Origin of the sequence: Flavobacterium sp. XN-5 (genome assembly GCF_008033395.2) — a bacterium.
GTDB lineage: Bacteria > Bacteroidota > Bacteroidia > Flavobacteriales > Flavobacteriaceae > Flavobacterium > Flavobacterium hiemivividum.
In genome coordinates this window covers 129,555-153,706 of record NZ_VOGZ02000009.1, presented here as the reverse complement: position 1 = coordinate 153,706, position 24,152 = coordinate 129,555, and the positions used below count along the sequence as shown (strand labels likewise).

Sequence of the window (24,152 nt, the reverse complement as noted above, 5' to 3'; positions counted from 1 at the left end):
GGGTTTAAATATTCTTTATTTTAGTTCTAAAATCACAACCGACTTGGGTTCCAAGGTTATTTCAGTAGAAATTTGGAAAGTGAAATCTGTTAGAATGTTTTTGGCCCTTGTAAATTCTTTTATGTTTTCCTTAAAACGAGCGGTATTTATGGTTTGGTTCTCCTTGCTATTGTTCATTATTACCATTACCGTTTTTTTGTCAGTATATCTAAAATAGACGTAGACATTATTCTCAGGAATGTAATGCGTCATTTTTCCGAAATGTACTGCTTCGTTAGTTTTTCGCCATTGGAACAATTTAGAAGTAAAGTCAAAATATTTGTTTTGACCAATAGTACGGCCTTCTTTGGTAAAAGCATTGTTTTTATCTCCTAACCAACCTCCAGGAAAATCCTGACGAATGTCGGCATCTCCTTTCTCTTTATCACCGCTCATACCTATTTCGCTTCCATAATACAATTGCGGTATTCCGCGGACAGTAGCTATCAAAGCCATGGTCATCTGGTATTTTTTAAAATCATTATGATAGACCTTATTTATGCGGTTCGTATCATGATTTTCAGCAAAAACAAGCATGTTGTTAATGTTTGGATATAAAAAATCATTAGCAAAATTGTCATAAACCTTTACCATTCCTTGATCCCAAGTTCCATCGTCTTCATTGAAAACAGTACCTATGGCATCGTGCAATGTAAAATCCATAACACTTGGCAGGTAGGAATTGTAGTTTTGAATGGCACCAATTTTACTGTCTTTTTGCCAATAAGCCATTTGGGCTTGATCGTGCATCCATATTTCGCCTACAATATTGAAATTAGGGTATTCATCCGTTATCGCTTTGGTCCAAGATGCAATTCCTGCGGGGTCAGAATAGTTATAAGTATCGACTCTGAAACCGTCTAGATCTGCATATTCGATCCACCAAATAGCATTTTGCTTTAAGTAGTTTAGCATTAAAGGATTCGATTGGTTTAAGTCGGGCATTGTAGGGACAAACCAACCGTCAAGACAAATTTCAGTATCTATTTTAGATGCATTAATGTCGCTTATAGTAGAGCGTTTATGATTGGTTTGCGTATATTTTTCAAATTGATGAATCCAATCATTAGTAGGTAAATCTTTCATCATCCAGTGTTCAATTCCCCAATGATTAGTAACATAATCCATCACTAATTTCATATCCCTCTTATGCATTTCGGCTGATAAACGCACATAATCTTCATTAGTTCCATAACGAGGATCAATTTTATAAACGTCAGATTGGGCGTAGGTATGATACGAAAAGGCTTTGTCGTTGTCTTCGCAAAGTGGCGTGCTCCAGATTGCCGTGGCTCCAAGAGACGAAATGTAATCTAAGTTTTTAATGATTCCTTGAATGTCTCCACCGTGTCTTCCGCCGGGTAAGTCACGGTTGTATTTTTCTACAGTTGAGCTATTGCTATCGTTTTTCGGGTTTCCATTAGCAAAACGATCGGGCATGATAAGATACATCATGTCTGATGCGTCAAAACTTTTACGTTCTGCTGATTTTTCTCTTCTTTTCTTTAACGAATATGTTTGGGTAAATGCTGTTTTGGAATCTTTTTTAAATGTAAAAACAATGTCAGTTGCCGCAACATTTTTAGTGTTAACGGTAACAAATAAATAGTTTGGATTTTCTGTTTTTTTTACTTCAGTGATTGCAATAGAACTTAAAGCGGTGACTTCATATTGCGCTATATTCTTACCATAAAACATAATCTGTAATTCTGGATTGTGCATTCCGGCATACCAGAAGGGAGGTTCAACCCTGTCGATTTGTGCATTTATGGTTAGAGACATAAAAAAAAGGATTAGGGTTATACTTTTCATAAAAGAAATATCTTCTAGTGAAATTGTGGTAAATTTATTCATATTTAAGCACATAATGATTACTATTCAATTTATTTTCCCGTAATGAAACGATGAATGAGGCTTTTTGATATGCGTATTTTATTCTCGTTTTGTTGATGTCAATCTTTGAAACACGCCTTAGATTAAGTAAACAATCCCAATAGAAATTGGGATTGCTTGTTAGTGATAATGGACTTGTAATTAAATGAAAGTGTTGTCTACAATTTCTTTACCATTAATTTTGTGATACAGATATCGGGTTATTTGGCGTAACCGTAATATTTTTTCCGTTTACCACAATAGCCAAATCTTTAGCTCCATCTACTGAAAAAGTAGTTTCAACATGGTTAATCGCTACCTTTATTATCTGGTTTCTAAAATTGATTTTAAAGGAATAGGCTTCCCATTCTTTTGGAATTTTTGGAGAGAAATTAAGAGTGTCTTTTTTTACTCGCATTCCTCCAAAACCTTCAACAATACTCATCCAAGTTCCAGCCATAGAAGTGATGTGACAACCTTCTTCCACTTCCTTATTATAATCATTTAAATCTAAACGTGATGTTCTTAAATAAAAAGTATACGCCATGTCCATCTTGTCTAATGAAGCAGCCTGAATCGAGTGTACACATGGAGAAAGTGAACTTTCATGCACGGTAAATGATTCATAAAACTCGAAGTTGCGTTTCAATTCTTCTTTAGTGAAATGTTCTTCAAAGAAGTAAAAGCACTGTAAAACATCAGCTTGTTTGATATATGGAGAACGCAATACTCTGTCCCAAGACCATTTTTGGTTAATAGGTCGTTGTGCTGGATCTAAATCTTTTACAGGTACTAAGTTTTTGTCTAAAAAGCCATCTTGTTGCAAGTAGATTCCCAAGTCTTTAGATACTGGAAAGTACATGTTATCAGCTACCTTTTTCCATTCTTTTAATTCAGAATCTGCCAGTTTTGTTTTTTCAATAATACGTTTGTGGTCTACAGGGAATTCCAATGAAACTTTCTGAATTTGTTCATACGCATAATCGATACACCATTTTGCAATGTAATTAGTGTAGAAATTATTATTTATGTTATTTTCATATTCGTTTGGTCCCGTAACACCTAGAATTACATACTGATTTTTTTCATTCGAAAAATTTGCTCTTTGGTGCCAGAAGCGTGCAATACCGATTAAAACTTCTAGTCCTTTTTCAGGAATATAAGAATAGTCGCCGGTAAAACGATAGTAGTTAAAAATTGCAAAAGCGATTGCACCATTTCTATGAATTTCTTCATGCGTGATTTCCCACTCATTATGACATTCTTCCCCGTTCATGGTAACCATTGGATAAAGAGCAGCACCGTTTTTAAAACCTAGATTATTTTGAGCGTTTTCAATCGCTTTTTCAAGGTGATTGTAACGATACGTTAATAAATTACGAGCTACTTGCTGGTCTTTTGTAGCCATATAAAAAGGAATGCAATAAGCTTCCGTGTCCCAGTAAGTTGATCCACCATACTTTTCTCCGGTAAATCCTTTTGGTCCAATATTTAATCGGCTGTCTTTTCCTAAGTAGGTTTGGTTCAACTGAAAAATATTGAAACGAATACCTTGTTGTGCTTTTACGTCACCTTCAATAGTGATATCAGACATTTCCCAGATTTTTGACCAAGCTTCTTTTTGGTCTTCCAATAGCTGATCATAACCTAAAGCTAAAGCGGATTGAATCACTTTTTCAGCAGCGGCAAGTGTGTTTTTATGGTTTAAAGAAACAGTATAACCTCCAATTTTTTGAATCGATGATTTTTGACCTTGGCCAACAATTACATCATATTCAAATTGCACTTTATCTGCAGTCGTATCTATTGAGGAAGGAGAAATAGATGCGTTCACCCCATTTTCTAAAATACTATTATGCATGAAAGTAGTTACTTTGAAATGCGTTTTAAAAGTTTGAGCAGTTACAAAACCTTCATTTCCTGATTTTTTTACTTCAAGAGGTTCCCAGAATTTTTCATCCCAGTTTGCATCTTCATTGGTAACTCCAGCGTCAATATAAGGCTTATAAATTATTTTGGCATCCTTATTTAAAGGAGTGATTTCATAATTAATGATTCCTACTTCGTCTAAAACGATAGAAAGGAAACGACGAATATTTACAGCTATTTCAGTTCCGTTTTGCAGTGTAGCTTCAAAAGAACGATTGTACCAGCCTTCTTGCATATTCAATTCGCGGCGAAAGTTTTTGACAGCTGTACAGGTATTTAAATCTAAGTTTTCACCATTTACCTCAATGTCTATTCCTATCCAGTTTGGTGCATTTAATACTTTAGCAAAATATTCAGGATAGCCGTTTTTCCACCATCCTACTTTAGTTTTATCTGGATAATATATTCCAGCGATATAGCTTCCTTGGAAGGTTTCGCCTGTATAATTTTCTTCGAAATTAGCGCGTTGTCCCATAGCGCCGTTACCAATGCTAAAAAGACTTTCAGATGATTTTACGCTTTCGGCATCAAATCCTTCTTCTATGATGGACCAATTGTCTGCTTTTATATAATCTTGGTTCATTACTCTATATTTTTAAAGTTTCGAAAAATAAAACAGCTCTTATTAAGCTTGGTTTATTCGAATACTTGTTTTTTTATTTACTAATTAAATTTTCTATAAATCCTTTTTCGATCTTGGTAAAATCATGAAAGATGTATTTTGCTTCATACAAAACAGATTCTTCTCCAATCCCGATACTTGTCATTTTTCCAATATTAGCCGCTTGAACTCCCGCCACTGAATCTTCGAAAACGATCGAATTCTCAGGGCTTACATTCAATAGCTTAGCTGCAATTAAGAAAACTTCTGGATCCGGTTTTGCATTCGAAACATCATTTCCATCCACAACAGCATCAAAATAATGTCTGATTCCCGTTTTTTCAAGAATAGGTCTTGCATTTTTACTAGCTGAACCCAAAGCAATCGGTTGGTTGTTTTCTTTTAAATATTGAAGCATTGTTAAAACTCCGGGAAGTAACTCGCTTTGATCCATATCGACCAAGTATCTTAAGTACTCTTCGTTTTTCTCATTTAGCCATCTGTTTTTATCTTCTTGCGAAGCTTCTACATTTCCTAATCCTAAAATTATGTCAAGAGATCTAACTCGGCTTACGCCTTTCAATAGTTCGTTATGTTCTAATGTGAAATCAATATCTAGTTCATTTGCAATTTTTTGCCATGCTAAATAATGATATCTAGCGGTGTCGACAATTACTCCGTCAAGGTCGAAGATGAATGCTTTCTTATTCATTTATTGTAATTTTTGATTCTTCATTAATGGTTAAGGAAAGAATTCCTGCAATAATCATCGATGCTCCACCAATTAAAAGAGCATAAATGGGTTCGCTGTCAAAGAATTTAGAAACTAAAAATCCTAAAATAGATGCAGCTACTAATTGTGGGATTACAATAAAGAAGTTGAAAACTCCCATGTAATACCCCATTTTGTTAGAAGGCAATGATCCAGATAACATAGCGTAGGGAATGGACAGGATACTAGCCCACGCAATTCCAACACCAATCATGGGAAGCCATTCCATAGTAAACGCGGTTGGTTCTTGGATAAAATATATAGATATAAGTCCAAGTCCACCGCAAACTAAAGCAATAAAATGTGTGAATTTTGTGCTGGTGTATTTTGCTAATACAGGTAATAAAAATGCCGCAATTGCCGCAATCAAATTATAATTAGCAAACATTTCACCCACTTGATTCGCACCTGTATTATACGGTTCAGATGTTGTGTCTGTTGTTCCGTAAATATGTTGGGTAACGGCTAAAGTGGTGTAAATCCACATAGAGAAAAGCGCAAACCAAGAGAAAAATTGTACCCAGGCTAATTGCTTCATGATTTTTGGCATGAACTGGAAATCATTCATGATGGTCACAAATCCATTTTTAGTATTATTGTTTTTTTGCATTACACCCGAAACTAACATTGCTAATCCTCCTAAACCAATAAGACCGATAGCTAAAACATACAAGTCTTTCTTTAGATCATATTCGTAAATCGCGAAAGAGAACAAGGCGCTTACAACAAGAAACAGAATTCCCTTTGTGAAATGCGATTTTCCATTAGCTAGATACCAATCAGCAGAATATTCTTCTTTTACAAATGTTGTTTCTTTGTGCTTTTCGAATGCTTCCAGTTCTTCGGGCGAATATTCTTTAGAAAAGATTACGGTCCATAAAACAGTAGCTAGAAATGCTACTCCACCAAAATAGAAGGAGTATTTAACAGAGTCAGGAATGATACCTAACGGAGCTGTGTTTTGCACACCAAGATGAGTAAAAATTAAAGGAAGTTTTGATGCAAAATAAGCGCCAATTCCGATAAAAAAACTTTGCATGGCAAATCCCATGGTACGTTGTTTCTCTGGAAGATTGTCTCCCACGAATGCGCGAAAGGGTTCCATTGAAACATTGATCGACGCATCCATAATCCAGAGCATTCCAGCTGCAAACCATAAAACAGGAGAATTAGGCATTATAAATAATGCAGCTGAAGCTAAAATTGCTCCAACTAGAAAATAAGGTTTTCTTCGCCCTAGTTTTGTCCAGGTTCTGTCTGAGAAGTAACCAACAATAGGTTGGATTATTAATCCAGTCATAGGAGCGGCAACCCATAAAATAGGGATGTCGTCAATATTTGCACCTAAAGTTTGAAATATTCTACTGACATTAGAATTTTGCAAGGCAAAACCCATTTGAATTCCCAGAAACCCGAAACTCATGTTCCAAATTTGCCAGAAATTTAATTTACGCTTTTCCATTATCGTAATTTATATATTAACGATAAGCGCGATGCTTATCAAAACTTAACTTGTTTTCGAAGTAAAAGTAAAAGTTTCGATGTTGTAAATATATAAAAGAAAATAGTAATTGGAAATCAAAGTATTAGAATAAATCTAATCAACCTTACTACAACGAGGTAGTTTGATAAGTTCTTTAAAAAAGTGGTTAATTTGTAGATTCTCTTTCGATAAGATGGGTTTCAATTACTTCCGTTCTATAATTTTCTTCAACTTCTTCAAGTCCGGTTTCTTCTTCCTCTTCCAGTCTGTCGATCAGCATTTGTGCGGCGCGATTTCCCATTTTTTTACCGCTTTGACTCACGGTAGTGATCGTAGGAGTGGAGTATTTTGAAATAATTCCATCTGTAAATGCAATTACTGCGAGGTCTTTAGGTACATTCAGCCCCATTTTATTTGCGACTTTTATGCAAGTCACAGCAAAAAGTTCGTTTACCGCAAAAACAGCATCAATCGCTTTGTCTTCTAATAATTTGCCAATTATGATCTCGCAGGTGTCAACATCTTCAATTTTGATGATTAGATCTTCATTAAAAGGAAGTCCATTATCTAATAGTGCTTTGGTATAGCCATCGGTTCTTAGTTTACCTACACTAACATAGTCAACGGTAGTGACTAGAGCTATTTTTTTTCGCCCTTTATCTATAAGGCTTTGCACTGCTTCATAAGCTGCGAGTTTATCGTCAATAATTACCTTGTCGCATAGAATTTCATTCGAAACTCGATCAAACATAACCACAGGCATTCCTTGATCAATGACCTCAGAAATGTGGTGATAGTCGCCCTTAAATTGCGTTTCTTTTGATAGCGACATAATGAATCCGTCAATACTTCCGTTAGCAAGCATCTCCATATTAAGGACTTCTTTGTCAAATGAATCGTCAGATAGAGTGATAATCACGCTGTAACCGTTTTCATTAGCGACTTGTTCGATTCCGTTAATTACAGTCGAGAAAAAATAATGGACAATCTCCGGAATTATAATCCCTATTGTTTTTGTTTTTCTATTCTTTAAACTTAGGGCAATATTGTTAGGTCTGTAGTTATAAAATTTAGCAAAAGCCTGAACTTTTAGTCGGGTGTCTTCCCCTATTTCGAGGCTATTTCTTAATGATTTTGAAACCGTTGAGATGGAAACGTCAAGTTCTTTAGCAATTTGTTTAAGCGTTACTTTCCTTTTCATAAAGTGGTATTTATTTTTTAATGCTTGCTGGCGTCTAATTTTTTAATTAGTAGCGAGTTTAGAATTGTGAAATTGATAAAAATTATTTTCTTAATAAAGATATAGTTTGTTTTTATTAATGGCAATTATACCCTTAAAAAGTTGGATAATAAATAAAGTTTTCAACACTACCACGTTTTCGTAACCCAATATAATTCATAGTTTGTCAGATGCAACAAAATTTGCATAGATTTAACATTCGAAGTAAAAATAAAAGTTAGAAAAGACAGCTCAAAACAAAAATTAATTTAAACAAAAAGTATGAAAACAATTTATAAAAAGTTGTTATTTTTAGTACTGTTATTTCCTTTAAGTATTCTGGCTCAGAATACGCTAAGTGGAACTGTTCTTGATAAATCATCAGGACAGCCTATTCCGGGAGTAAACGTAAATGTAGAAGGTAGCACAACTGGTGTTTCAACAGATTTTGACGGAAAGTTTCAAATGCCAAATGTTAAGAAGGGCGCGAAAATCGTATTTTCTTTCATAGGTTATGCAAACACGGTCATTACTTACAATGAACAAAAAACAATAACGGTTTCACTACAAGAAGATCAAAATGTACTTCAGGAAGTTGTTGTTCAAGTGGGTTACGGTACGGTTAAGAAAAAAGATGCTACAGGTTCAGTATCACAGATTTCTGCAAAAGAATTTAATAAAGGTCAAAACGTAACTCCAGAAAGCTTAATTAGTGGGCGTATTTCTGGTGTAAACGTCACAGGGGGAGGTTCTCCAGGTGCAAAAGCCGATATTCGTATTCGTGGAGGATCTTCATTAAATGCTTCCAATGAGCCTTTAATTGTTTTGGATGGTTTGCCTTTGAGTAACTCAGTTCCAAGTGGTTCTACAAGTGTTTTATCTACAATCGATCCAAACGATATTGAGTCTTTTACGGTTTTGAAAGATGCTTCGGCCGCTGCAATTTATGGATCTAGAGCCGCAAATGGTGTAATTGTAATTACAACTAAAAAAGGTTCTAAAGGAAAAGTAAAAGTAAATTTTAGCTCTCAAGTTGGAATCAATACTGTTGCCAACACAATTGATGTGTTAGGTGCAGATGAATTTCGCGCTTTAGTTAATGAAAAAGGTTCTGATGCTCAAAAAGCATTATTAGGAACAGCAAACACAAATTGGCAAGATGAAATTTTTCATACAGCTTTAACTACTAACAATAATATTTCGGTAAGTGGTGCTTTGTTTAATAAATTACCAGTTCGTTTATCTGTTGGAAATGTTGATAATCCAGGAATCTTAAGAAACACTTCTTTTGAGAGAACTACGACATCGATATCTTTAAACCCTGTTTTATTTGATAATCATTTGAAAATTGATGTTAGCGGAAATTTATCTTTCGGTAAAAACCAGTTTCAAGATGAAGGTGGTGTTATTGGAAGTGCTATCGGATTTGATCCAACGCAATCAGTATATGAGGCAGGTTCTCGTTACGGAGGTTATTTTGAATGGTTAGAGCCTAACGGAAATTTACCATTATTGCCAGCGAGAAATCCTGTAGCAAGACTAAATCAAGACGAAAGAAGAGCAACTTCTACCAGAAAATGGGGTAATGTAAGGTTAGACTATAAACTTCATTTCTTTGAAGACTTGAGAGCTGTAGTTGAAGCAGGTATTGATAGATTTGATAGTAGCGGATTTACAGAAGTAAGTACTCAAAGTGCTTTAGGATATCAGCCAAAAGCGTTTTCTGACCCAGGTTATGTGAATTTAGGCAACTATTCTAACTACACAGATGCACTTCAGAATAAAAACTTAAATGCTTATTTTAATTATAGTAAAGATTTAGGGAAATTAAAAATTGACGCAACTGCTGGTTACAACTACCAATTGTTTCAAAAAGAAAAATACCAATCAGGAGAAACCAGACAACCAAATCCTAATGAAGATGTTGCTACAGATCCAGACATCAACTTGCAATCGTACTTCGGACGTTTGAATTTAGGATACGACAGCCGTTATTTACTGACTTTAAACTACAGAAGAGACGGAACTTCTCGTTTCTCTAAAGAAAACAGATGGGGTAATTTTGGTGGAGCTGCCTTAGCATGGAATTTATCTGAAGAAGAATTCTTAAAAGACAATGAAACCCTTTCGGCTTTAAAATTAAGAGTTGGTTATGGAACTACTGGTCAACAAGATATTTCTGCACAGTATGATTATTTGCAAAGGGTAACTACAGGAACAATCAATTCTCAGTATATTTTTGGTAATACTATTTATTCAACGGCCAGACCTGAAGGATATAATGAAGACATTAAATGGGAGGAATTGGCTGAGACTAACGTTGGTATTGACTACGGATTCTTAAACAACAGAATTACGGGATCTATTAACTATTTTGATAAAAAATCTTCAGATTTATTAGCAGATATTGCTGTTCCAGATGGAGCGAATTTAAGAAATCAAGGGTTCTTTAATATTGGTAGTGTAAGAACGAAAGGGGTTGAGTTTAGTATCGAATCTGATATCGTGAAAACGGATGACTTAACTTGGAATGTAGCTTTCAATACTACTTACATTGACCAAAAAATTACTGAATTAGGAATTACAGTTCCTGGTTTTCAAGGGTATTTAGCAGGAGATAATATTGCTGGAGGTAACGGAAATAAAGTGCAAATCAATTCTGTAGGGTTTACACCAAATTCATTCCTAGTTTATGAGCAATTGTACGACGCTGAAAAAAGACCAATACAAGGTGCTTATGTGGATAGAAATGAAGATGGAAAAATTGATACAGCAGATAGATACAGATACCAAAAACCAGCAGCAGATTACACTTTTGGTTTATTCTCGACTTTAAACTACAAAAAGTTTGATTTTACTATGAACTGGAGAGCAAGTTTAGGGAACTATATTTTTGATAACGTAAGTTCTAATTTAGGATATTCTGACGCAGGTTTAAGAAGACAAACCGATTTATCTAACGTAAGTTCAGATTATTTTAATACTGGTTTTACTTTTGAAGACAATGGTACACAACGTTATTTATCTGATTATTTTGTAAAAGACGCTTCTTTTATCAAATTGGATAATGTAACTGTTGGATACACTTTTGACAAAACATTATTAAAAGCAGCTTCTTTACGATTTACAGCTGGAGTTCAAAACGTTTTAATTCTAACAAAATATGGTGGTTTAGATCCAGAGAAATTCAACGGAATTGATAATAACGTTTACCCAAGAGCAAGAACCTTCTTGATTGGTGTGAATGCCAATTTCTAATAGTAGACTGAAAACTAAATTTAAAAAATTAAGAAAATGAAAATATCATTTAAATATATATCTTATTTTTTCCTATTCATTTTAGGATTAAATATGACGCTTAGCTCGTGTACGAGCGACTTAGATGTGACGCCGAAGGATGATGATGAATTTTTATCGGAAACCTTTTTTCAAGATCCAGCTTCGTACAAAGAAGTATTAGCAAAGTTATATGCAGGTTTGTATGTAGGAGGGAATGACGGAGATGGAGCAGCAGATATTGCTGGTCTTGGTGGTGATTTTAGTAGTTATTTGCGATTGCTTTTTGTAACGCAAGAGCTTTCTACAGATGAGGCTATTATTGCTTGGGCAGATGGTGCTTTACCAACTTTAAATGCACAAACGTGGTCGCCAGCAAACGAATTTTTGGAGGGAACTTTCTCTAGAGCGTTTTATCACATTAGTGTTGCTAATGAGTTTTTAAGACAAACGACCGATGAGAAATTAACAGCAAGAGGTGTTGATGCCGATTTGAAAGCAGAGATTTCCACTTTTAGAGCTGAAGCTCGTTTTTTAAGAGCTTTCTCTTACTATAATTTAATGGATTTATTCGGAAACGTGCCTATCACGACAGAAAATGATCCTGTTGGGTTTTATTATCCTGAACAAAAAACAAGAGCTGAAGTTTTTGCTTATGTTGAGTCTGAGTTGAAAGACATCGACGCAAGTCTAGCTGCTTCAAAGAGTAATGAATACGGTAGAGTTGATAAAACTGCAGCTAAATTTTTATTAGCTAAGGTTTACCTAAATGCCAAAGTATATACAGGAACTGATAAATTTAGTGAAGCGGCGACATTATCTAAAGAGATAATTGATAACTCAGGATATACTTTTGCAAATGTTCCTTATGCCTACCTGTTTTCGGCTGATAACAATACAAACGGTGCTCAAAGCGAAGTTATCTTTCCAATTGTTGGAGATGGAAATGCCATTAGAGCTACTGGTGGAGGAATGAGTTTTATCATGCACGCTTCTATCGGCGGTAGTATGGACGCTGCTTCTCGCGGTATGGACGGTGGATGGCAAGGAATTAGAACTCGTAGGGAGTTTGTAAATCTTTTTGCTGATGCTACTGGAACTGCAGATAAAAGAGGAACATTTTACACAGACGGTCAATCAAAAGACATTAATAATGTTGGTACTTTTACAGATGGCTATGCTGTAACAAAGTTCATCAATAAAAATGCGAATGGTTCTGCGGCTCAAAGAAATGATATTCCAGATATCGATTTTCCAATGTTCCGTTTGTCAGATGTGTATTTAATGTACGCTGAATGTGCCGTAAGAGGTGCTGCTGGTGCAGATATAAACACAGCAGTGGGATACATCAATAAATTAAGAACTAGAGCAAATGCGCTACAAGTTGCTAGTTCAACGTTAACTCTTGATTTTATTTTAGATGAAAGAGGAAGAGAATTGTTTTGGGAATGTCACCGTAGAACGGATTTAATTCGTTTTGGTAAATTCACCGGAGGTGATAAATTATGGCAATGGAAAGGCGGTTCAATAAATGGTAGAGCTACTGAATCATACAGAGATTTAATGCCAATTCCGGCAAGAAATATTCAGGCAAATCCAACGTTAAAGCAAAATCCAGGATACTAACATCTTATAAAAACATTAAAATGAAAAACATATATAAAATTTTAATCGCATTTGTTGGTGTATTGGCTGTTTCATGTAATGCAGATGATGTAGACAACAGAACGGTTCTTACAGCAATTGCTGGGCCAGAATTTAAGACGCCTTTATCTGGAAAACAATATATTTTAGATGAAAATGACGCTTCAAAAGTTGCAGAAACTTTTGTTTGGTCAGCAGCAGAATATGACCAAAACGTGGTGGTGAACTACACTGTCTTAATAGATAAAAAAGGAGGAGATTTTTCGGCTCCTGTAAACCTTGGAACTATCACTAATGCAACCGAACTTGCCGTTACAGTAAAAACGTTAAATCAAGCAGCGATTGAGTTAGGAGCAATTCCTGATCAAGCAGCTCAATTTGATGTTAAAGTTATTTCTGATGTTTCAAAAGGATTAGCAATGACATCTAAAATGCCAATAACTGTGACAGTAACTCCGTACACAGGAAGACTTACTTACGACTTTGTTGATTGGTATTTAGTGGGTGATGCTACAGTTTCTGGATGGGATAATAACAAAGGAAATCAACCAATGTTTAGAAGTGGTACAAGTGCAAGTGACTACAAATTCACTGGTTTCTTCAAAAAAGGAGCATTCAAAGTAATTTCTAAATTAGGAAGTTGGGTTCCAATGTTAGGTAAAGCAGATGCTACAAAAATGGCTCCTAGAAATACAGATGCCGACGCAGATCCAGCAAGTTTTGAAATTGCTGCTGATGGTTTTTACACCTTTAGCATGAATACTGAAACCTTAGAGTACACATTGGTGGCTTTTGATGCTTCAGCAAAAGCAACGTACACAACAGTAGGAATTATTGGTAGCAGTACTCCTAAAGGTTGGGATGCTTCAACAGCCATGAAACAATCTACTTTTGATGCGCACATTTGGTCATTGGGTGTAACTGCACTAATTGAAGGTGAAGCTAAATTTAGAGCAAATGATGCTTGGGATGTCAGCTGGGGAGGCAAAACTGCTTTCTCTGGTGGAGGAACAGGAGACAATATTCCAGTAGGAAAATCGAAATACTTAATTTATTTTAATGATTTAGACGGAAGCTATTTATTGATTCCTAACCAAGAATAAAGTTTAAACATATTGAAAGGCTATCTGATTCAGATAGCCTTTTTTTTAACCTATTAACTATGAAAAAACCAATACTTTTAATGTTATTTTTCCTCTCGGTTGTTGTTTCTGCGCAGCAACAAACAGTTAGCTATAGCATTAATCCAGCTACTTTCGAAGAAACGACTTCTATAACTATTACCATTAATGGGAGTAGTATAAATGAAGCCACTTGGGGAGTAAGTGGAAATGCTTTGTACTTATGGGCATGGGCATTTGACACTAATGATACAACTGAAAAAGGAACACCTCTTAATGGTTCCTGGACCGCATCAAGCGAGGCGAGTAAATTTACTTATAACGCAGGATCTGACACTTATACCAAAACCATAACGCCTACTACCTATTATAATACGACGGGAATAGGGAAAATAGGTTTTTTGATTAAGGCCAAGGACGGAACCGGCGATAAGAAATCGCAAGATATATTAGCTGAGGTTGGCACTTTTCAGCTTACTTTAAACACACCTACAGAAAATAGTTCTACTATAATTACTTCTGGAAGTAACTTTAGTATTGCTGCCACAAATACAGGCGGGAATGCACGTTATGTGCTTAAGTCTAATGGCGCTACTATTAATTCTAATACAGCAACTACCAATTATAGCTATACACAAACTGCTGTAACTTCGAATCAGAATTATCAGCTGGAAGTAACGCAAGGAGCAATAACTATTGTTAAAAAGTTTACGGTTATTGTAAATCCTAGCGCAGTTTCAGCAGCGATGCCGGCTGGTTTATTAGGTGGAATTAATTATAATACTGTAGATGCTACCAGAGCTACTTTGGTTCTTAATGCACCATTGAAAGATTTTATTTATGTGGCTGGAAGTTTTAATTCGTGGCTACCGGACGCAAACTATGCGATGAAAAAAGACCCTATTTCAGGAAAGTTTTGGTTAGAGCTTACAGGTCTAACTTCTGGAATCAATTATACGTATCAATATTGGGTAGGAGAATCAACTCCAATTGCTAATTCGCCAGCATTAGTAAAAACAGCAGACCCTTTTTCTACTTTAGTTTTATCAACTTATGATGATCCAGGAATTCCAAGTGCTACTTATCCTAATATGCCTGTCTATCCAATAGGTCAACAGCGAGAAGTTACTGTTTTGCAAACGGGACAAATGCCTTATCCTTGGAGCTCTGCAACAACAAATTTTGTAAAGCCGGAGAAAGATAAATTGGTGGTTTACGAACTTTTAGTGAGGGATTTTGATGCTGCTAGAAACTACCAAAGTATAATTGACAGAATCGATTATTTTAAGAATTTAAAGATTAATGCGATTCAGTTATTGCCCGTAATGGAATTTGAAGGCAATGAAAGTTGGGGATACAACACCTCCTTTCACATGGCTTTAGATAAGTTTTATGGAAGCTCAAATAAACTTAAAGAAATGATTGACATTTGCCATAAGAATGGGATTGCAGTAATTCTTGACGTTGCTTTGAACCATGCCTTTGGAAGAAATCCGATGGTGCGGATGTGGATGAATGATGCTGACGGTGATGGTTGGGGAACTCCTACGGCGGAGAATCCTTATTTTAATACCGAAGCGAAGCATAGTTATAATGTGGGTGAGGATTTTAATCATCAGTTACCACTGACTCAAGATTATGTAAAACGTGTAATTAAACATTGGATTCAAGAATATAAAATTGATGGTTTTCGTTGGGATTTAACCAAAGGATTTACACAAAACTGTCCATCTAGTGTTGCGGGCGGTCAAGATAATTGTACAAATCAATTTCAAGCGGATAGAGTGGCAGTATTAAAAATGTACGCTGATTATTCTTGGAGCTTGGATCCAACACATTATGTTATTTTCGAACATTTAGGAGGTAATACTGAGGAACAAGAATGGGCTAATTACCGTATTTCTGGTGATGCTGACGGAATCAGTAAGGGAATCATGATGTGGGGAAAAATGACGGATAATTATAATGAATTGTCGATGGGTTATCCTGCCAATATTTCTGGAATGACAAGTGCTAGTCGTGGATTTACAGCCAATAGATTGATGGGATATGCTGAAAGTCATGATGAAGAGCGCTTAATGTATAAAAACCTTCAGTTTGGGAATACGACAAACCCAGCGCATAATGTAAAAACAGTTGATGTTGCTCTATCAAGAATGTCAGCAATTGGAGCTGTTTCTCTATTGGTTCCAGGACCAAAAATGATATGGCATTTTGGAGAGTTAGGATGGGATTTATCTATTTTTTCTTGTAAAGACGGAAGTGTAAATACTCCTACTGATCCTGCTTCAGGTGATTGTAAGTTAGATACAAAACCGCACCCACAATGGGTTAATAATTGGACGACTACTAACAGTAGAAGTAAGATTTATACGGATTGGGCAAAGATGATTACTTTAAAAACAACGGAACCTGTTTTTAGCGGAACTGCAATAATAAACAGCGTTTCTTCCTTATCACAAAATATTAAAATAACAAATGCTGCACTGGCAAGTACGCAATTAAAAGACGTCCTGATAATCGCTAATTTTGATGTGACGGCCAAGGCTGTGCCTACCGGTTTTCCAAATACCGGTGAGTGGTATAATTTAATGGATAACACTACGATTAATGTTACGGATGCCTCGGCACCTATTACAATCGAGGCTGGAGGTTATAGAATTTACGGGAACAAAGTCGCTAATTTGGCAATAGACAATTATGAGGGCAAGTCTGGAATTTACTTGTACCCTAATCCGGCAGCTACTTATTTTACTTTAAATACGGATACTACTAAAGTTCAGGTTTTTTCTATGGGCGGACAATTAGTCAAAAGTTTTGAAACTAGTAATACTAAAGACACTCCTTTCGCTATTGGGGAATTGAGTAAGGGAGCGTACCTTGTAAAAGTAATAAATGAAAATAATGAAGTTCAAGTGATGAAACTCATAAAAAAGTAGTGTTTTTTGGTTTGTTTTGTGAATGAGCTGCCCCTAAAAAGGCAGCTTTTTTTATACAAAAAAAACTGCTCCAAAAAGGAAGCAGTTTTTCAATAAATTAAATCTAATTATATATTACACTTTACCGTTTTTTATCTCTTCCACGATTTCGGGGTTTAATAAAGTTGAGGTGTCTCCAAAATTAGAATAATCACCTTCAGCAATTTTGCGCAATATTCTACGCATAATTTTTCCTGAACGTGTTTTAGGTAATCCAGATACAAATTGAATTTTATCTAATTTGGCGATAGGCCCAATTTGGTTAGAAATTTGTTGGTTAATTTCCTTGCTTAGATTTTCTCGGTCACGGTATTCTCCCGTTTCTTTTAGAATAACAAAGCCATACAATGCGTTTCCTTTAATGTCATGAGGAAACCCTACAATCGCTGACTCAGCAACTGCTGGGTGTTCGTTAATAGCGTCTTCGATAGGAGCGGTTCCTAGGTTGTGACCAGATACGATAACTACATCATCGACACGACCTGTGATTCTATAGTAGCCTACTTCGTCACGTAAAGCTCCGTCACCAGTGAAATATTTGCCTGGAAAGGCCGAAAAATAAGTTTCTTTATATCTTTCATGATCGCCCCAGATCGTTCTGGCAATTCCTGGCCATGGGAATTTAATACACAAACTACCCACAACTTGATTGCCTTCTATTTCGTTTCTTTTCTCATCCATTAATACGGGTTGGATTCCCGGTAATGGTAGCGTAGCATAGGTTGGTTTTGTTGGAGTAACAAAAGGGAGAGGCGAAATTAAAATACCTCCTGTTTCGGTTTGCCACCAGGTGTCAACTATTGGACAACGTTTATTCCCTACATGGTCATTGTACCAGTGCCAAGCTTCTTCATTTATCGGTTCTCCTACGGAACCAATAACTTTTAAAGTGTCTAATTGGTATTTTTGTACATAGTCTAAACTCTCTTTTGCCAAAGCACGAATAGCAGTTGGCGCTGTATAGAATTGTGTTACTTTATGCTTAACAATAACTTCCCAAAAACGGCTGTAATCAGGATAAGAAGGGACACCTTCAAAAATTACTGTGGTAGCTCCGTTTAATAAAGGTCCATAAAGAATATAAGAATGTCCAGTAATCCAGCCAATATCGGCAGTACACCAGAAAATATCATTGTCTTCATAACTAAATACATTTTTAAAAGTGTAGGCAGCATAAACCATGTATCCGGCTGTGGTATGGACCATTCCCTTTGGTTTTCCTGTAGAACCAGAAGTATAAAGTATAAACAATGGATCTTCAGCGTCCATGATTTCGGCAGTGTTATTGTCTGAAGCTGCATCTAGAAGAGGTTGCAACCATTGGTCACGTCCTACTTGCATGTTTACTGCGCTGTTAGTTCTTTTTACTACCAAAACAGAATTAACACAAGGAGTGTCCACTAACGCTTCATCAATAATTCCTTTTAAATCAATGGTTTTGTTTCCGCGATATCCACCGTCTGAGGTAATGACCATTTTACAATCACTATCATTAATTCTAGCAGCCACCGCTGAGGCTGAAAATCCAGCGAAAACTACAGAATGAACGGCTCCAATTCTAGCACATGCCAAAGTCGTAATGGCGAGTTCCGGAATCATAGGTAAATAGATGCAAACGCGATCTCCTTTTTGGACTCCTTGTTCGCGCAATACGTTTGCCATTTTACAAACACGTTCGTGCAATTCAGTATAGGAAATATGTAAGGCCTCTTCAGATGGATCATTTGGTTCAAAAATAATCGCAGTTTTATCTCCTTTTTTGGCAAGGTGTCTGTCGATACAGTTTTTGGTCATGTTTACTTTAGCATTGACAAACCATTTTATATCGGCTTCAGCCATATTAAAATCAACCACTTTTTCCCATTCTTGGTACCAAGTAAAGTTTTCGGAAGCAATTTTGTCCCAGAACTTTTTTGGCTCGCGCACTGATTTTTTGTAATCTTTAAAGTATTCTTCTAAATTATTAATTTTATAACGAGTCATAATCTATTGTATATATTTAGTTGTTTAGTGTGTTTTGCTTGTTAAAAATACCAATTTCATTTTTTATTAAAACGGCCTCAATTTCATCAATAATGCTTTCGTCATCTATTGTAGATGGTACTGTGTAATTAGCGCCGTCAGCTATGCTTTGCATGAGTTTTCGAAGAATTTTACCGGAACGTGTTTTGGGTAATCGATCTACGACAACCACGTTTCTCAAAGATGCAACAGCTCCTATTTTCTGGCGGACGATTTTTATAATTTCATGTTCTAATTGAAAATGCTCTATATCGTCGTTTAATTTTGTAACCACCAAAGCTAAGGGTATTTGTCCTTTTAAAGCGTCGTTTATTCCAATAACGGCACATTCTGCTACCGATTGATGTGAGGCAACTACCTCTTCCATTTCGGCAGTCGAAAGTCGATGTCCCGCAACATTGATCACATCGTCAACTCTTCCGGTAATGTAAATATAATCGTCTTCGTCTTTATATCCTCCATCACCAGAGAAATAATATCCAGGAAATTGTTCTAAATAGCCTGTATTAAACCTAGGTTGGTCATTCCATAAGCCCATAAGAGTTCCCGGAGGCAGCGGTAGTTTTACCACTACATACCCTTGTTGGTTTGCTTGTAATTCATTCCCTTCTTCATCAAATATTTTAATATCATAGCCGCAAACTGCTTTTCCTACAGAACCAGGTTTTACAGCTAAAACTTCGACTCCCATCATGTTTGCTATCATTGGCCATCCAGATTCGGTTTGCCACCAATGGTCAATTGCTGGAACCGGAATGTGTTGGTTATACCATTCTAATGTAGCAAGATCGCAACGTTCTCCGGCCAAAAATTGTGTTTTCAAAGAACTTAAATCATATTGTTTTATGAAATCGCCATTGGGATCTTCTTTTTTAATGGCTCGAATGGCTGTTGGTGCCGTAAACATCGCAGTTACTTTATGCTCGTCTATAATTCTCCAAAAAGTACTGGCATCTGGCGTTTTTATTGGTTTTCCTTCAAATATAATGCTGCTGCTTCTATTGATTAAAGGACCGTAAACGATAAAACTATGACCTACAACCCAGCCCACATCTGATGCTGCCCAAAAAACATCTCCTTCTTTTATGTTGTAGATTTTTTGCATCGAAAATTTTAAAGCAACGGCACAACCGCCAGTGTCCCGAACGACTCCTTTTGGTTTTCCGGTTGTTCCTGAAGTGTACAAAACATATAATGGATGTGAAGCGTTTACCGGAACACAAGGTGTTTCTTCAGAGCCGTAAACTAAGGCATTATAATCTACATCATATTTTTTAAATGGAATTCTAGCTCCTAGTTTTCTATTGAATACGATTACTTTTTTTGGTTTGTGAATCGCGAGTGCAATTGCTTCGTCTACTAATGGTTTGTAGGTAATTAAACGATCGACTTCTATCCCGGACGAAGCGGTTATAATTAGTCGAGGTTTACAATCGTCTATTCGAATCGCTAATTCATGTGGTGCAAAACCTCCAAAAACTACCGAATGGGTAACGCCTATTCGAGCACAAGCTAACATTGCAAATGCTGCTTGCGGAATCATAGGCATGTAAATTACTGCGGTGTGCCCTTTTTTTAATCCTAAAGATTGCATTCCTCCAGCGAGTTTTGCCACTTCAGTTTTTACCTCTAAAAAAGTATATTTTTTAATGGTTTGTGTTACTGGAGAATCATAGATAAACGCTACGTGATCTCCGTATCCATCTGCAATGTGTTTGTCAAGTGCGAGATAACACATATTTAATTCTCCGTCTTTATACCATAATGGATATCCGTCCTCATCTTGAGACAAGATAATTTCAGGTTTACGGGACCAGTCTATTGTATCTGCCTGTTCTTTCCAGAAATTTTCAGGCTGGGTGATGCTATTTGTGTAATATTCGTTGTAATTCATAATAGTGAAATCTTACTTATTGAATTAATTCTTGTACTTGCTCTATTAATTTTTTTATCGAAAAAGGCTTCGTTACATATAAATTTGCTCCTAGTGAAAGTCCTTTTTCAATGTCTTTCTCCTTGTTTTTTGCCGAGAGGAAAATGACTTTGCAATTTTGTAATCTAGCGTCATTTTTTATTTGTTCTAATGTTGCATATCCATCAACCATGGGCATCATCACATCGAGAATGATGACGTCAGGAAGTTGCTCGTTCATTATGTCTAATGCTTCTTGACCGTCACGTGCTATGAAAACTTCAAAATTATTTTTCTTGAAGGTATATTCCAGTGACATAACAATATTAGGTTCGTCATCTACAATTAAAATTTTTTTCATCTCTATTGATTTTCAGTTGTATTGTAATAAGGCAAAGTAAAAATAAATGTAGCTCCTTCTCCCTCGGTACTTTCTACCCAAATGGTTCCCTTGTGGTGCTCTATAATTTGTCTGCAAATGGCAAGACCTAAGCCGCTTCCAATAGGTTTTTTTACATTTTGATTCTTAGATTGATAGAACTTATCAAATATGGGTTCAAATTCTTCTGCTTTTATTCCTTTGCCATTGTTTTGAATGTGCACTTCTAAATGATTATCCTTTTCAATCACAGCTATATTTATTTTCCCATCGATCACCGCACAAAATTTTATGGCGTTTGATAATAAATTGTGAATAACTTGAATTATTCTTTCCTCGTCATAAAATGCTTTTACCTCCTGCGGTGGCTCATTGAATACGACGCTAATATTTTTATTTTTTATTAGTTGTCTGACGGAATCAATCGTGCTATTAATGGTTTTTGAAATGTCATTTTTTGACAAGTAGATTTTATGTTTGCCTGTTTTAAATTTTTCTAAATCCAGAATTTTATCGATCAAACGATTCAGGCGATCTGATTCGGATATAATACTTTTTAGAAATTGTTTTCGCAACTCATCTGGGATTTCGTCATGGTCATCATGCAGGATCTCAGTTGCCGCCCGAATTGCGGTGATTGGTGTTCGAAGTTCGTGGCTAACCGTGTCTAGAAAATCGTCTTTCTGAAGATCTTTTTCAATCAGCTCCAGATTTGCGCTTTTTAGTTGATCTGACAATTTCTTTAATTCATTAGAAGTATCAGTCAATTTTTTATTGATAATAATATTTTCTTTCGACTCTTCTAAAATACGCAATACTTCGGGAAGGCTAATTTCGTCTTCCTTAATTACGCTCGAAATTAAAATTTTGGCGGAAGCCGTACCAATATGACCTGTCAATAAATTTTCGGCAAATTTTATAAAACGAGCATCGGCAGTGGTGATGTCTTTGTCGATGTTGTATTTTAAATTGAAAATATTCAAAGCGCGAGTTGTTCTCTCTTCGCCCAAGAAACGGCGTAACACTTTTTGAATATCGGAGATATAAGCAATTCCTTTCCAGACAAATGCGTTCTCGTGATTAGTGATGTATTTATCAATATCCACAAACATTTCGGCATAGTTGCGTTCTCTATAATTACCGCTAAAACTCACCGAAACGGCTAGGTAACTCATCGTATTTACCAGCATACTCCAAAAAAAAGCATGTTGGATAGGCTCTAAATAATCCAGTCCAAAAAGCTGGAATGGCTTTAATAATTCAATTCCCCAAAGTCCTTCTTGAAGGAATGTGCTAGAAGAGGAACTGATTCCTATGGCGTAAGGAAGTAATAAAGTGTAAAAACAAATAATAAATCCAAGAATAATTCCCGTTACCGCCCCTTTTTTAGATCCTCTTTTCCAAAATAGTGCCCCAAAAAAAGCGGGTGCTAATTGTGCAATGACAACAAATGAAACTAAGCCGATAGAAAATAAAGAATACTCTAAAATGAAATACCTGTAGATAAAATAGGCTAGAATAATCAATGAAAATATAGCGATTTTACGACTAGTTATGATTCGTTTGTTATTTTTTTTCTGCGAAGAATTCTCTAGTGAACCTACGAAACCATAAGGAATCAATAAGTTGTTGCTAAGCATTGTCGACAATGATATTGATGAAACTATAATCATCGATATTGCCGCCGAAAACCCGCCAAGAAAAACTAAAACTGTCAACACATTGTTGTTAAAAAATTGTGGAATCAATAGCGAATAAGTGTCGGCATTTAATCCCTTTCCTTCAAAAAGAATGTTGCCTCCCCAAGCTATGGGATAAACAAAAATATTGAAAAGGAATAGATACAGAGGGAAAAGCCAAATTGCTGTTCGAATATGTGTTTCCTTATTGTTCTCGACAATTGCGGTATGAAATTGTCTTGGCAAAAGAAAAATGGCAAACATGGACAAAACGCAGAGAAAAAACCAGTTAATCCCTTCGGTTAATCCGCCAATGCTGTTCTTTGTATCGTAATGGTCGAGTAATGCCGCTTTGGTAGAGATGTCGCTAAAACCATCAAATACAAAATAGGTTACATAAACGCCAATGATAATAAAGAAGATTAATTTTAGAATCGACTCGATGGCAACTGCAGTGACAATTCCGCGTCTGTTTTCAGAGGCATCTACATATTTTGTTCCGTAATAGGATGCAAACAGAGCGAGAGCAATGCAAACATAAGTAGTGGTGTCACTAAAAATATTAGAACTTGACTGGGTGTTTGTAACAATGTTAAAAGTGTCTGAAATTGATTTCAGTTGTAAGGCTATGTAGGGTAAAATACCAAAAACGCACAATAAGGTTACGACAGCTCCTAGAAATCGGCTGTTACCATATCTTAATGAGATGAAATCGGCGATACTAGATATTTTATTGACTCTTGATATTCGAATAATTCTCTTAAGAATGATGATCCATGTGGGAATAATAATAATGGGACCTAAATAAATAGTCAGGTAACTTAAACCTGAATGTGCAGCAACACCAATACTTCCATAATAAGTCCAGGCGGTACAATATACTGCTAGGGAAAAAGAATAGATATACGGATTTGTAGTCCATTTAGAATTACTTCTTTTTTCGGCCCAGTGCGCTATGTAAAAGAGTATCGATACATAGAGAACTAAAATTAAAATAAGACCAATACTACTCATAATATTTCTTGATGATTATGTAAGAGATCACAATTGAAAAGAGCCATGCCGAAAAGATATACACATAGATTACTGGAAAGCCAAAAAGAGCACTTGAATTGTCAAATAATAGCAATAGTGGAACATTCAATGCTAATAATAAAAGCATTGAGAGTATAGCTAACTTTTGTTCGTGTCTTTTTTTCATAGTCCTAAAAATATACAATCTCTAC

The 24,152-nt window shown here is 35.8% G+C and carries 14 protein-coding genes; 4 read left to right on the top strand and 10 right to left on the bottom strand.

Annotation, left to right across the window (positions count from 1 at the left end; translation table 11 throughout):
- Positions 1-15 precede the first annotated feature (15 nt).
- The 5 genes from FQU23_RS14280 to FQU23_RS14260 all read right to left on the bottom strand — a co-directional run bounded on the left by FQU23_RS14280 (position 16) and on the right by FQU23_RS14260 (position 7,936).
- Positions 16-1,893: a glycoside hydrolase family 13 protein gene (locus FQU23_RS14280; RefSeq protein WP_147674418.1), complete on the bottom strand. Its 1,878-nt coding sequence runs from the start codon at positions 1,891-1,893 to the stop codon at positions 16-18.
- A 214-nt stretch (positions 1,894-2,107) separates the two neighbouring features.
- Positions 2,108-4,423 carry a glycoside hydrolase family 65 protein gene (locus FQU23_RS14275; protein ID WP_147674417.1) on the bottom strand — a complete coding sequence of 772 codons (2,316 nt, stop codon included), beginning with the start codon at positions 4,421-4,423 and terminating at the stop codon, positions 2,108-2,110.
- A 73-nt stretch (positions 4,424-4,496) separates the two neighbouring features.
- The gene (pgmB, locus tag FQU23_RS14270) at positions 4,497-5,153 is read right to left on the bottom strand and encodes a beta-phosphoglucomutase (protein WP_147674416.1); all 657 of its coding nucleotides are present in this window, start codon (positions 5,151-5,153) and stop codon (positions 4,497-4,499) included.
- Positions 5,146-6,675 carry an MFS transporter gene (locus FQU23_RS14265; RefSeq protein ID WP_147674415.1) on the bottom strand — a complete coding sequence of 510 codons (1,530 nt, stop codon included), beginning with the start codon at positions 6,673-6,675 and terminating at the stop codon, positions 5,146-5,148. Before FQU23_RS14265 ends, pgmB begins: the two co-directional genes overlap by 8 nt.
- A 187-nt stretch (positions 6,676-6,862) precedes the next feature.
- The gene (locus FQU23_RS14260; protein ID WP_317165206.1) at positions 6,863-7,936 is read right to left on the bottom strand and encodes a LacI family DNA-binding transcriptional regulator; all 1,074 of its coding nucleotides are present in this window, start codon (positions 7,934-7,936) and stop codon (positions 6,863-6,865) included.
- Between the two features lie 261 nt (positions 7,937-8,197).
- Between FQU23_RS14260 and FQU23_RS14255 the strand changes: the two genes are divergently transcribed.
- The 4 genes from FQU23_RS14255 to FQU23_RS14240 are packed head-to-tail and all read left to right on the top strand — an operon-like array spanning position 8,198 to position 16,895.
- Positions 8,198-11,173 carry a SusC/RagA family TonB-linked outer membrane protein gene (locus tag FQU23_RS14255; protein WP_147674413.1) on the top strand — a complete coding sequence of 992 codons (2,976 nt, stop codon included), beginning with the start codon at positions 8,198-8,200 and terminating at the stop codon, positions 11,171-11,173.
- A 36-nt stretch (positions 11,174-11,209) separates the two neighbouring features.
- Positions 11,210-12,817, top strand: a complete 1,608-nt coding sequence (locus FQU23_RS14250) for a RagB/SusD family nutrient uptake outer membrane protein (RefSeq protein ID WP_147674412.1) — start codon at positions 11,210-11,212, stop codon at positions 12,815-12,817.
- A 20-nt stretch (positions 12,818-12,837) separates the two neighbouring features.
- Positions 12,838-13,938: a SusE domain-containing protein gene (locus FQU23_RS14245; protein ID WP_147674411.1), complete on the top strand. Its 1,101-nt coding sequence runs from the start codon at positions 12,838-12,840 to the stop codon at positions 13,936-13,938.
- A gap of 59 nt (positions 13,939-13,997) precedes the next feature.
- Entirely contained in the window at positions 13,998-16,895 is a 2,898-nt protein-coding gene (locus FQU23_RS14240; protein ID WP_147674410.1) for an alpha-amylase family glycosyl hydrolase, read from the top strand.
- Positions 16,896-17,009: 114 nt separating this feature from the next.
- On the opposite strand, the gene acs is transcribed toward FQU23_RS14240, so the two are convergent.
- From acs to FQU23_RS14215, 5 genes are read right to left on the bottom strand one after another with little or no spacing between them, the layout of a single operon-like run.
- Positions 17,010-18,917 (bottom strand): acetate--CoA ligase, encoded by a 1,908-nt coding sequence (gene acs, locus FQU23_RS14235; RefSeq protein WP_147674409.1) that lies wholly within the window; start codon positions 18,915-18,917, stop codon positions 17,010-17,012.
- A gap of 16 nt (positions 18,918-18,933) precedes the next feature.
- On the bottom strand, positions 18,934-20,850 hold the full coding sequence (locus FQU23_RS14230; RefSeq protein WP_147674408.1) for an AMP-binding protein: 1,917 nt from the start codon (positions 20,848-20,850) through the stop codon (positions 18,934-18,936).
- A gap of 16 nt (positions 20,851-20,866) precedes the next feature.
- Entirely contained in the window at positions 20,867-21,229 is a 363-nt protein-coding gene (locus FQU23_RS14225; RefSeq protein WP_147674407.1) for a response regulator transcription factor, read from the bottom strand.
- Between the two features lie 2 nt (positions 21,230-21,231).
- Entirely contained in the window at positions 21,232-23,940 is a 2,709-nt protein-coding gene (locus tag FQU23_RS14220; RefSeq protein WP_147674406.1) for an ATP-binding protein, read from the bottom strand.
- Positions 23,933-24,127 (bottom strand): hypothetical protein, encoded by a 195-nt coding sequence (locus tag FQU23_RS14215; protein WP_147674405.1) that lies wholly within the window; start codon positions 24,125-24,127, stop codon positions 23,933-23,935. The genes FQU23_RS14220 and FQU23_RS14215 overlap by 8 nt, the downstream gene beginning before the upstream one ends.
- Positions 24,128-24,152: the final 25 nt, after the last annotated feature.